Genomic DNA, 11,967 nt, shown 5'->3' on the forward strand with positions numbered 1-11,967 from the left:
ACCACCCGTCGACGGTGGCCGCAACGCCTAGAAGGCTTCGAGGTGGTGCCGGATGATCGGCGGATTGTGTGGCGGCCCTTGTTCGATGAGGCGCGTCACGGCGTCGAGGTCGAGGTGCTCGGTGACGAGGTCGGCCATCTGGTCGACCTGCCGTCGGCGTTCGGCGTCGACGTCGGTGTCCGGTGCCACACGGAATCCGCGCACCCCGGCCTCGGCGGCGACGTCGACGAGCAGACGGCGACGGAAATCGTTGCACGCCAGCAGTCCGTGCCAGTGCGTACCCCGCACGGCTCCGCGGACCGCACCCTCCGGTCCGTACCTGTCGTCGACGATCCAGGTGTCCTCCGCCGACCGGACCACGCGGCCGTGATGGATCTCGTAACCGCTGATCGGGCCGGCCCCGGTGCCGGTGACCTGCCGCACGGTCTTGTCGGTGTGGAACTCGATGTCGAGGTCGAACAACCCCAGTCCCGGCACCCGCCCGCGACCGGATTCCACCCGGTCGTCGAGCGTGCGCCCGAGCATCTGGAAACCGCCGCAGACGGCGACGATCGGACGGCCGCGAGCGGCGCGTTCGCTCAGCGCCTCGCCGATGCCGCGCGCCCGCACCCACTCGAGGTCGGCGACGGTGGCGCGGGTGCCGGGCACGACCACGAGGTCGGCGGCCGCGACCCCGGCCGGGTCGTCGACCCAGGTGACGTCGACTCCCGGTTCGCAGGCGAGCGCCTCGACGTCGGTCGAGTTCGAGATCCGCGGCAGACGGATGGCCGCGACCCGTAACCGGGCGCAAGGGCCGGAGCCGGACTCGGTGAACGACCGTGGCGGCCCGACGCGGCGCCCGACCGGCGCGGCGAGGGAGTCCTCGGCGTCGAGCCACAGGTCGTCGGCGAACGGCACCACGCCGAGCGTCGGCCGTCCGGTGATCGCCTCGACCTGGCGAAGCCCGGGTTCGAGGATCGACGGGTCGCCGCGGAACTTGTTGATCACGAAACCCGCGATCAGCGCCTGATCGGCGTCGTCGAGTACTGCGGTGGTCCCGAACAGGTGGGCCAGCGATCCGCCCCGGTCGATGTCGGTCACCAGCAGCACGGGGAGACGTGCCGCCTGGGCGAGACCGAGATTCGCGATGTCGTTGGCGCGCAGATTGATCTCGGCGACCGAACCCGCACCCTCGCAGATGACGACGTCGAAATCCGCACGCAGACCCGCCAATTCGTCGGCGACGACGGCGCGTAGACGTGCCCGCCAGGCCAGGTAGTCGGCGGCGCCGACGTCACCGGCCGGCCGGCCCCGGAGGATGACGTGCGAGCGGCGGTCACTGCCCGGTTTGAGCAGCACGGGGTTGAACCGGGTGGACGGTTCGAGCCCGCATGCGAACGCCTGCAACGCCTGCGCGCGCCCGATCTCGCCGCCGTCGAGGGTGACCACCGAGTTGTTCGACATGTTCTGCGCCTTGAACGGCGCGACACGCACGCCCGTCCGGCTCAGCGCCCGGCACAGTCCGGCGACGATCAGGCTCTTGCCGGCATCGCTGCTGGTACCACCCACGAGCAGCGCGCCACCGAGTCCGTCCACCCGAACAGCGTAGTGGTCCCGGGACACACCGCCGGATGGCGCCGACCCCAGTGGCGTCGTTCACACGACACACCGTTCGCCTCGCGAACCGGCAGCGCTGGATACAGTGACCCCATCGAACAGGTGGACAGCCTGTCGTCGAGCAACGGGGGGTCGTCGGACGTGGAGGTCGTGAAGCCCGGATCCGTGTTCGCCGGGTATCGCGTTCTCTCGCTGCTCGGACACGGCGGCATGGGACAGGTCTGGCTCGTCGAACATCCGACGCTGGGCCGGCGCGAGGCGCTCAAGATCATCTCACCGAATCCCGCCGACCCCAGTTTCGCCGAGCGGTTCCGCAACGAGGCCCGCACCGCGGCCGCACTCGATCATCCCGGCATCGTGACCGTCTACACGCATGGCGTGGAGAACGGGAGCCCGTGGTTCTCGATGACCTATCTCGAGGGCGATGACCTCACCGCCGCACCGGTCCTGCCCATCGAGGACGTGGTGACGATCGCCGGCAAGGTCGCCGACGCCCTCGATTACGCCCACACACAACGCGTCATCCACCGCGACATCAAGCCCGCGAACATCGTGATCGCGCGCGGGCCCGATGGCCGGATCACGCGCGTCACCGTGCTCGACTTCGGCATCGCGCGGCTGATGGACGGCGCGAAGATGACCGCCACCAATCTGTTCGTCGGCACTCTCGCCTACGCCGCGCCCGAGATCCTCACCGGAGACGCGGCGATCCCGGCGTCGGACCAGTACGCGCTCGCCTGCACCATGTTCCAACTGCTCACCGGAACCCAGCCCTTCCCCGGACAGACCCCCATGGCGTTGATCGCCGGCCACGTCAACTCACCCGCGCCGCGGATTTCCGAGCGTCGGTCCGATCTCGGCCATCTCGACCAGGTGTTCGCACGTGCCCTCGCCAAGAACCCGGCCGACCGGTTCTCGTCGTGCTCGGAGTTCGCGGCGACGCTGGCGCGGGCTGTCGAGACCGCTCCGACGAGTCCGCACGCCAGGCGGCCGGAACCGTCTCCGATGATGCCCGAGGGATGGGTCGCGACCACCCCGGCTCCCACACCGTCGTTCCCACACCACCAGTCGCCGGGTCAGCACCAGCCCACCCAGCAAGCACCCGCCCACAACCCCCCACCGCCCGGCGGCGGCCGGTACACCCCGTTCCCGGCGTACGGTCCGGCCGGGCCACCGCCCGGCCCCCCTCCCGGATACCTGACCGGCCCCGGCGGGCCCCAGGGGCACGGCCCGGGACCCCGGGGATCGGGCTCACGCACCGCATGGATCATCGCCGCGGTTCTCGGCGTCCTCGTCCTCGTCGTCGGCGTCGTCGGCGCCGCCATCGCGCTCAGCGGATCGGAGTCGGAACCCGGGACGACGGTCGCCGGATCGTCGACGACCGGGCCCAGCACCTCGGGCGGATCATCCTCGGGCGGCGGCACTTTCGAGTCCATCGCCTCCAGCGGCGACAGTACGTGCGCGGTGCGCGAGAGTCGGCTGTACTGCTGGGGCGGCAACGAGCGCGGCACTCTCGGCGACGGAACCACGACCGACCGGCCGCGGCCCGTCGCGATCACCGGCATCTCCGACGTGTCGGCGGTCAGCATGGGCGGCCTCGGCACGACGTGCGCGATCAGTTCGGGCGACCTGTACTGCTGGGGATACGGGGTCGGCCAACCGGGGCAGAACGTACCGCTCCCCACGAAGGTGGCCGGTCTGTCCCGGGTGACAGCGGTGTCGGTCGGCTTGACCATCTGCGCGATCAGCGACGGCGACGCCTACTGCTGGCGTAACAACGCGAGCGGACAGGTCGGCAACGGCAGCACCGGGTCGGTGGAGGAGCCCACCCGTGTCGCCGGCCTGTCGAACGTCACCGCCGTCTCCACCTCGCACACCACGAGTTGCGCGATCGCCGGCGGCTCCGCGTACTGCTGGGGGAACAACCGGGAGGGCCAGATCGGCGACGGCACCACCATCGACCGACTGACCCCGACCCGCGTTCTCGGACTCGACACGCCCACGTCGATCAGTACGAGCCTGTACTCGACGTGCGCGGTGGCCGGCTCCGGTGGCGTGTTCTGCTGGGGACAGAACACCAGCGGTCAGCTCGGCGACGGAACCGAGCAGAACCGGCGCACGCCCACCCGGATCGACGTCCGGGGTGCCACCGAGGTGTCGACCGCGGCCTACGGCGGCTGTGCCGCGGCAGGCAGCTCCGCCTACTGCTGGGGTTCGCGCAGCGACCAGCCCGACAAGAGCCCCGACCGGGTCAACGGACTGTCCGGGGTCACCGAGGTCACCACCGGTTCGGCGAACGTGTGCGCCGTCGCCGACGACGAGATGTACTGCTGGGGCCTCAACGGGAAGGGGCAGCTCGGCAACGGGACCACCACGACGAGCAGCGAACCGCAACCCGTCCGGTTCCCCGCCTGACCCTCAGTCGTCTGGCCCGTGTCAGTTGCCTGGCCCGATTCAGTTGTCTGGCCCGATTCAGTTGTCTGGCCCGTATCAGTTGTCTGGCACGGTGAGGATCTCGGCGCCGTCGTCGGTGACGACGAGGGTGTGCTCGAACTGGGCGGTCCACCGGCGGTCGGCGGTCACCACGGTCCAGCCGTCGTCCCACATCTCCCACGGCAGCGCGCCGAGGTTGATCATCGGCTCGATCGTGAACACCATCCCGGGTTCGAGGACCGTGTCGACATTCGGTTCGTCGTAGTGCAGCACGATCAGCCCGTTGTGAAAGGTCTCACCGATGCCGTGGCCGGTGAAATCGCGCACGACCGTGTAGCCGAAGCGGTTCGCGTAGGACTCGATGACGCGACCGACGACATTCAGTTCGCGGCCCGGCTTGACGGCCTTGATGGCCCGCTCGGTGGCGATCCGGGTCCGGTCGACGAGGTCGACAGCCTCCTGATCGACGTCGCCGGCGAGGAACGTCGCGTTGGTGTCGCCGTGCACGCCGTGGATGTAGGCGGTGACGTCGATGTTGACGATGTCCCCGTCCTCGATCACCGTCGAATCCGGGATGCCGTGGCAGATCACCTCGTTGAGCGACGTGCAGCACGACTTCGGAAAGTCTTTGTAGCCCAGCGTCGATGGGTATGCGCCGTGGTCGATCATGTATTCGTGCGCGATCGCGTCGAGCTCGTCGGTGGTCACACCCGGGGCGACGGCCCGGCCCGCCTCGGCGAGTGCGTTGGCCGCGATCTTGCTCGCGATGCGCATCTTCTCGATGGTCTCGGCGGTCTGCACCCAGGGCTCGTGGCCCTCGTTGACCGTGGGCTTCCACACGTACTCGGGACGTTCGATGGAGTCGGGCACGGACCGGACGGGCGACACGATCCCAGGCGTGAGGGCACTACGAACTGGCATGCGGTCCAGACTATCCCTGCCCGTCGCGGCGAGGCCCGTGGGCGGACTCCGGACCGAACGCCACTAAGCTCGCCGGGAGGAGCCGATGGGAGGCCATCGGGGTCGACGGTGGAGGTGAGGCAGTGCGGACCAGGGGGTGGCGGGCGGCGCTCGTGATGGTGCTGGCCGTACTGAGCCTGTCGGCATGCTTCGTGACCCCGATCGAGCAGGACCGGCACTCGCCGGGCGCGCATCTGCGCACCGGCCCCCAGACCGCGACGCTCGTGGAGTCCGATGTCACTCCCGTCGTCGAGAACCCTGCTCCCCGGCTGCCCGCAACCGTCGACTCACTGCGGTATGGCGACGTGAGCGTCGACGACGCCGACCGGATCATCGCCGTCGACATCAACGGAACCCTCGGCAACATCGTGTACGCCCTCGGACTCGGGTCTCGCGTGGTGGGGCGTGACACGTCCACCGCCTTCCCCTCGGCGAGGTCGCTCCCGGTCGTCACCAACCGCGGGCACAGTCTCAACGCCGAATCGGTTCTCGCACTCGACCCGAGCGTCCTGCTGGTCAGCGAGTCCACCGTGCCGACCGCCGCAGTCGACCAGATCCGCGACTCCGGGGTCGCGGTCGTCGTGTTCCCGGCCGCCCGCAACCTGGAGTCGAATGACACCCTGATCCGCTCGGTGGCGGCCGCTGTCGGCGTCGCCGACGCCGGCGAGAAGCTCGTCGCGCGGACCGACGCCCAGATCGAGCAGGCGCGCGCACTGGTACCGAACCCGTCCGGGGACCCCACGATGGCGTTCCTCTACATCCGCGGACGCAACCTGCTGCTGCTGGCCGGGCCCGGATCGGGCGCCGACGACCTGATCGAGGCGCTCGGTGGCCGGGATGCCGGCGCGGCAGCCGATCTCACCGGCGCGTTCACCGCGATCAGCGCCGAGGCCATGATCACCGCCGACCCGGACGTGATCCTCGTGATGACCCAGGGCGCCGCCACCGTCGGCGGGCCCGAGGGAGTGCTGACCCTGCCGGGTGTGGCCGACACCGAGGCCGGCCGCAACGGACGGGTCGTGCAGATGGACGAGAGTCAGATGCTGGCGTTCGGACCCGAGGTCGGACTGGTGCTCGGCGCCCTCGCGAAGTCGATCTACGCATGACCGACCCCGCGCGGACCACGACGGAGCCGACGACCGAGCCGACGACCTCGTCGGCCGTCGCCACTCCCCCGGGCGGCACACCGCACCGGGTCCGCGACCTCACGGTGGTGGCGGTGATGCTGGCCGCCACCGTCGTTCTCGTCATCGTGTCGGCCGGTACCGGCAAGGTGTCGGTGCCGCCACTCGAGGTCCTCGGCAGCATCGCCCACCACTTCCACCTCGACCTGGGACCACTCCCGTCACACCCGAACGGCGAGGGCGCACTCTGGAATGTGCGATTCCCCCGCATCGTGCTCGGTCTGTTCGTCGGTGCCGCACTCGGCGCCGCGGGCTGCCTCCTCCAGGGGGTGCTGGCGAATCCGCTGGCCGAACCGGGCATCATCGGCGTCTCCTCAGGCGCCGCGGTCGGCGCCTGTCTGATGATCGTGCTGGCCGGCGGCACCGCCGGAGTCGGTGGCGCCGCGGGCAATTGGGCTCTCGCCGGGGCCGCTTTCGTGTTCGGCCTCATCACGGCCGCGGCCGTGTACCTGCTGTCGCTCCGAGACGGTTCGTCGTCGGCGATCATGCTGGTCCTCACGGGTATCGCGGTCAACGCGTTCGCCGCGGGGATCATCGCGTTCCTCACCTTCGTCGCCACCACCGCGGCGCGCGAGCAGATCATCTTCTGGCAGCTCGGCTCGCTCGCCGGCCGCACCTGGAGCGAGATCTGGGTCGTGGCACCACTGGTGATCGGTGGTGTCGCCGCCTGTCTGTTCCTCGTGCACAAGCTCGACCTGCTGGCCCTCGGTGACATCCAGGCCGCCTCTCTCGGCGTGAACGTGGAGGCCGTCCGCCGACAGGCGATAGTCCTGACCGCGGTGCTGACCGCCGCCGCAGTGGCCTTCGCCGGGATCATCGCGTTCGTCGGCCTGGTGGTGCCGCACGTGATGCGTCTCATCGTCGGGCCGCGCCACGCGATCCTGCTGCCGACCAGCGTCATCGGCGGAGCACTGGTCATCACCGGCGCCGACCTGGCCGCCCGGACGATGCTGGGTGACGCCGACCTCCCGCTGGGGATGTTCACGTCCCTCATCGGCGGTCCGGTCTTCTTCATCCTGCTGCGTCGAAGCCGTCATGCGGGTGCCGGATGGTGACCGCCGACAAGCCGGCGACCACGGTCCTCGGTATCCACGCCCGGGACGTCTCGGTCGTCCTGGGCGGGCGCGAGGTGGTCCGCGGGGTCTCCCTCGACGTCGGTCCGGGCGAACTCGTCGCGCTGGTCGGCCCCAACGGGTGCGGCAAGTCGACGCTGCTGTCGGCACTGTCGGGCACCCGCGCACCACAGCGGGGACACATCGAGGTCGACGGTCGGGACGTCACCTCGACCTCGATGCGCGAACTCGCCCGACACCGCTCGCTGGTCACGCAGCTGAACCGCGTGGACACGCCCTTCACCGTGGCCCAGGTCGTCGCGATGGGCCGGTACCCGTGGCTGCGGACACCGCGCGCCGCGAACTCCCCCGCCGTCATCGCCGACGCGATGGCTCTGTGCGAACTCGGCGCCATCGCCGACCGCCCGTTCGGGCAGCTCTCCGGCGGCCAGCAGGCACGCGTATCCCTGGCACGCGCACTCGCCCAGGACACCCCGGTGATGATGCTCGACGAGCCGACCGCCGCCCTCGACATCCACCACCAGGAGCAGGTCCTCGACATCTTGCGGGTTCACCGCGACGCGGGGAACGCGGTGCTGCTCGTGGTCCACGACCTGACCCTCGCGGCCGCCTACGCCGACCGGGTGGCAGTGATGAAGGACGGCCGGTTGCTGGCGATCGGACCGACGTCGGAGGTGATGACCGTCGATCTACTCAGTCGCACCTACGATCACCCCGTCGAGGTGATCGAGCACGCCGGTCGACGCGTGGTCCTGCCGGTCAGGACGCCGAGCGAATCGCGTACCCCGGTCCGAGACCACCGAAGAAATCCCGGGTGACGGCCACCGCGTTGTTCGAGTCACCACCACCGACGACGAGGGTCGCGAAGGCGATGTCGCCGCGGTACCCGGCGAACCAGGCATGCGAACCGCCGGCGAACTCCGCCTCACCGGTCTTGCCGAACACGGCTCCCTGACCGTCGATCACCGACGCGGTTCCGCTCGTGATGACCGCACGCATCATCGGACGCAGCTGGTCGTAGACCTCGGGCGCCATGGTGGGCCTCGGGCCCTCGACCTTGGTGGGCTTGTCCAGGATGAGTTGGGGCACCGGCGCCTTGGTGCCGTTGGCGACGGTTGCCGCCACCAGCGCGAGGCCCAGCGGGGACACGAGCACCTTGCCCTGCCCGAAGCCGTCCTCGCTGCGGGCGACGAGCTCGTTCTCGATCGGCACCGAGCCGGACACCGCGTCGAGGCCGGCGATCTCGTACTGCTGTCCGATGCCCATCGCGGCCGCGGCATGCGCAAGGTCCGACGGCCCCATCTCACTGGCGAGCTTGGCGAACGTGGTGTTGCAGGACTGCGCGAACGCCCGGAGCATCGACACGGTCCCCAACGAGAAGCCGTCGTAGTTCGGGATCAGTCGTGGCCCGATCTGGATCGCGCCCGGACATCCGACGGGGGTGTCGGGGGTGGCCATCCGGTGGCTGATGGCAGCCGCGGCGGTCACCATCTTGAACGTCGAACCGGGCGGGTACAGACCGGTCGTGGCGATCGGGCCCTGTCGGTCGGCGGCGGGGTTCTGCGCGACCGCGAGTATGCGTCCGGTGGACGGTTGCACGGCCACCAGCGCGATCTGGAAACGATTGGTGGCGTTGACCGCTCGCTGGGCCGCGTTCTGCACCGTCCGCGACAGGCTCAGCGAGACCGCCGGCGCCGGATCCGGGTCGTGGTCGGCGAGCACGTCGGCGTCGAGCCCGTTGGGATTGACCGTCACCACGCGCCAGCCCGCCCGACCCGATACCTCGGAGTCGACGACCTTCTTGACCTCGGTGAGCAGGGCGGGCGCGAATTGCGGGTCCTCGGGGACCAGTTCGGCCTGTTCGTTGGTCACCACACCGGGGATCGCCAGCTGATCGCGCAGGCGGTCGAACTGCTCATGCGAAAGCCGGGCGAGCGGGTACTGCTGCCGGTTCGCGGTGACCTGCTCGGTGATCGTCTGTTCGTCGAGCGACGGACTGAACCGACGCAGCACCGCCACCGCAGCGGTCACCGACTCCGCGATCGGCGCGCCCTGTTCGGCGGCGGCGGACGCATCGAAGTTGATGCCGACGACGCTGCCGTTGACCATCACCTCCGAGCCGTCGGCCTCGTTGACCGTGGCGCGCGGCGCCTCGACGATCTGGAGCGAGAGTCGTTGATCCGCGCCGAGTTTCGGGTGGATGTTCGTCGACGCCCAGCGCACCGCCCACCCGGTGTCGGACCGGCCCATCCGCAGGGTGGCGTCGTAGGCCCAGTCGCGACCGCGCGGCAGCGCCCAGCGGTAGTCGACGTCGACCTCGGCGGTGTCACCGGTGACGCGGACACGGCCGGCCTGCGACTCGAGTGCCTCGGCACCCAGACCGGACCAGGCCGCCTCCATCGCGGACTCGGCGGCGGCGGGCGCGTCGGTCAACGCGGCCGCGGATCCGACCTCACGGTCGGCGTAGGCCTGGAGGAAACGTTCCGCGGCATGGCGCGGGCCGTCGTCCTCGGAGGCCGAACAGCCGACCGTCGCCACCGTCACGGCAGCACACAGCGCGACGATCACCGCCGGGGTCCATCGAGTTCGCATGTGCCACATCGACGTCGAGTCTAGGGTGGCGGGGTCGGATTACCGGGACGCCACGCGGTGGGGCGTTCAGTCGACGAGGACGGTGGCGAAGGTGCCGACCTCGGTGAACCCGATGCGGTCGTACACCGCGCGTGCGGTGACGTTGAAGCTGTTCACGTACAGACTCGGGATGCGACCGTGCGCGGCCACCGCCTCGGCGACCGCCGCGGTACCGCCCAGCCCGAGCCCCTCACCACGCCGGTCCGGGGCGACCCAGACACCCTGGATCTGGCCGACTCGACGGGACAGTGAGCCGATCTCGGCCTTGAACACCACGTCGGGGCCGTCGAACCGCGCGAACACCCGCTGCGCGGTGATGAGCGAGGCGAGACGCCGCCGGTACGACCGGCCGCCGTCCCCGGCCGTCGGATCGACGCCGACCTCCCCGATGAACATGTCGACGGCCGCGGGCATGTACGCGTCGAGGTCGTCGAGGGTGACCAGCCGCACGAGCGGGTCGACAGGCACCGCCGAGCAGGTCGTGAGCGCGAGCAGTGGCTGCACCGGTCTGACCTCGCGCGCCGGACCCCATACCGGCTCGATCTGATCCCACATCTGGAGCACGAGTTCGGCGCGGCCGACGATCGACGAACAGGCTCGCGGTCCGGCGATGGCGCGATCGGAGAAGTAGTCCAGGTCTCCGGGCGACCCGCTGAGCGGGATCAGGTTGGCCCCGGAGAAACACAGCGACGACGCCGGGTCGTGCGCCGTCCACAGTTCACCACCGAGCAGGCGCGGATTGATCCCGTGCGTCTCGAATCGGGCCGCGACCATGCACATCGCCACCGGGTCCGAGGTGAGGACGCGCTCGACGACAGCCGCATCACGAGCACCGAGCGGCTTGTCGCCCAGAAGCTTCAGCAACGCCGCTCCTCCCTCTCGAGCCTTGCGCCCGACCTACGAGACGGTCACCACGGGTGGGCCCACGTGAGTACTGTCTCCAGTTTCTCCTGATTCCTCGGCGATCCGCAGCGCTTCTTCGATCAAGGTCTCCACGATCTGCGCCTCGGGGACGGTCTTGATGACCTCACCCTTGACGAAGATCTGTCCCTTGCCGTTGCCGGACGCGACCCCGAGGTCGGCTTCCCGGGCCTCACCGGGACCGTTGACCACGCAGCCCATCACGGCGACGCGCAGCGGGACCTCCATGCCCTCGAGTCCCGCGGTGACCTCGTCGGCGAGTTTGTAGACGTCGACCTGGGCGCGGCCGCACGACGGGCACGAGACGATCTCGAGCTTGCGCGGGCGGAGGTTCAGCGACTGCAGGATCTGGTCGCCGACCTTGATCTCCTCGGCGGGCGGCGCCGAGAGCGAGACCCGGATGGTGTCGCCGATGCCCTCGCTCAGCAGCGCGCCGAAGGCGACCGCGGACTTGATGGTGCCCTGGAATGCCGGGCCGGCCTCGGTGACGCCGAGATGCAGCGGGTAGTCGCTGGCGGCGGCGAGCTGCCGGTAGGCCTCGACCATGATCACCGGGTCGTTGTGCTTCACCGAGATCTTGATGTCGCCGAAGCCGTGTTCCTCGAACAGGCTCGCCTCCCACAGAGCCGACTCGACCAGCGCCTCGGGCGTCGCCTTGCCGTACTTCTGCAGGATGCGCTTGTCGAGGGAGCCGGCGTTCACGCCGATGCGGATCGGGATACCCGCATCACCGGCTGCCTTGGCGACCTCTTTGACGCGTCCGTCGAACTCCTTGATGTTGCCGGGGTTGACGCGCACGGCGGCGCAGCCGGCGTCGATCGCGGAGAAGATGTACTTCGGCTGGAAATGGATGTCGGCGATCACCGGGATCTTGGACTTCTTGGCGATGATCGGCAGCGCCTCGGCGTCCTCCGGACGCGGGCACGCGACCCGCACGATGTCGCAGCCGGAGGCGGTCAACTCGGCGATCTGCTGCAGGGTCGCGTTGATGTCGTGGGTCTTGGTGGTCGTCATCGACTGCACCGAGATCGGGTGGTCGCTGCCGACCCCGACCGAGCCGACGAACAGCTGGCGGGTCTGGCGGCGCGGAGCGAGCACCGGCGGCGGTCCGGCGGGCATGCCGAGTCCGATCGGCACGGCGTTCGCGGAAGTCGGGGCGTTCATCTCGT

Annotated in this window: 9 protein-coding genes; 4 read left to right on the forward strand and 5 right to left on the reverse strand. The window is 69.9% G+C overall.

What is annotated here, in order from left to right; translation table 11 throughout:
• Positions 1–27: 27 nt before the first annotated feature.
• On the reverse strand, positions 28–1,575 hold the full coding sequence (locus AB4Z55_RS16895) for a cobyric acid synthase (protein ID WP_369520135.1): 1,548 nt from the start codon (positions 1,573–1,575) through the stop codon (positions 28–30).
• 171 nt (positions 1,576–1,746) lie between these two features.
• On the opposite strand from AB4Z55_RS16895, the gene AB4Z55_RS16900 reads away from it, so the two are divergent.
• The gene (locus tag AB4Z55_RS16900; RefSeq protein WP_369520136.1) at positions 1,747–4,011 is read left to right on the forward strand and encodes a protein kinase; all 2,265 of its coding nucleotides are present in this window, start codon (positions 1,747–1,749) and stop codon (positions 4,009–4,011) included.
• A gap of 75 nt (positions 4,012–4,086) precedes the next feature.
• On the opposite strand, the gene map is transcribed toward AB4Z55_RS16900, so the two are convergent.
• Positions 4,087–4,950 (reverse strand): type I methionyl aminopeptidase, encoded by an 864-nt coding sequence (map, locus tag AB4Z55_RS16905; protein ID WP_033203484.1) that lies wholly within the window; start codon positions 4,948–4,950, stop codon positions 4,087–4,089.
• Positions 4,951–5,072: 122 nt separating this feature from the next.
• Here map and AB4Z55_RS16910 point away from each other — a divergent pair, with 122 nt between their 5' ends.
• From AB4Z55_RS16910 to AB4Z55_RS16920, 3 genes are read left to right on the forward strand one after another with little or no spacing between them, the layout of a single operon-like run.
• Positions 5,073–6,095, forward strand: a complete 1,023-nt coding sequence (locus AB4Z55_RS16910) for a hemin ABC transporter substrate-binding protein (protein ID WP_369520137.1) — start codon at positions 5,073–5,075, stop codon at positions 6,093–6,095.
• Positions 6,092–7,228 (forward strand): iron ABC transporter permease, encoded by a 1,137-nt coding sequence (locus AB4Z55_RS16915; RefSeq protein ID WP_064571080.1) that lies wholly within the window; start codon positions 6,092–6,094, stop codon positions 7,226–7,228. Before AB4Z55_RS16910 ends, AB4Z55_RS16915 begins: the two co-directional genes overlap by 4 nt.
• Positions 7,222–8,064 (forward strand): heme ABC transporter ATP-binding protein, encoded by an 843-nt coding sequence (locus AB4Z55_RS16920; RefSeq protein ID WP_004572266.1) that lies wholly within the window; start codon positions 7,222–7,224, stop codon positions 8,062–8,064. The genes AB4Z55_RS16915 and AB4Z55_RS16920 overlap by 7 nt, the downstream gene beginning before the upstream one ends.
• Here AB4Z55_RS16920 and AB4Z55_RS16925 read toward each other — a convergent pair.
• The 3 genes from AB4Z55_RS16925 to ispG are packed head-to-tail and all read right to left on the reverse strand — an operon-like array spanning position 8,006 to position 11,962.
• The gene (locus AB4Z55_RS16925) at positions 8,006–9,847 is read right to left on the reverse strand and encodes a penicillin-binding transpeptidase domain-containing protein (protein WP_033203486.1); all 1,842 of its coding nucleotides are present in this window, start codon (positions 9,845–9,847) and stop codon (positions 8,006–8,008) included. The two genes, AB4Z55_RS16920 and AB4Z55_RS16925, sit on opposite strands and share 59 nt — an antisense overlap.
• A 57-nt stretch (positions 9,848–9,904) precedes the next feature.
• Positions 9,905–10,741 (reverse strand): GNAT family N-acetyltransferase, encoded by an 837-nt coding sequence (locus tag AB4Z55_RS16930; protein WP_004572268.1) that lies wholly within the window; start codon positions 10,739–10,741, stop codon positions 9,905–9,907.
• Positions 10,742–10,774: 33 nt separating this feature from the next.
• The gene (ispG, locus tag AB4Z55_RS16935) at positions 10,775–11,962 is read right to left on the reverse strand and encodes a flavodoxin-dependent (E)-4-hydroxy-3-methylbut-2-enyl-diphosphate synthase (protein ID WP_369520138.1); all 1,188 of its coding nucleotides are present in this window, start codon (positions 11,960–11,962) and stop codon (positions 10,775–10,777) included.
• Positions 11,963–11,967 lie beyond the last annotated feature (5 nt).

It is taken from the genome of Gordonia sp. ABKF26 (assembly GCF_041103195.1).
Classification (GTDB): Bacteria; Actinomycetota; Actinomycetes; order Mycobacteriales; family Mycobacteriaceae; genus Gordonia; species Gordonia terrae.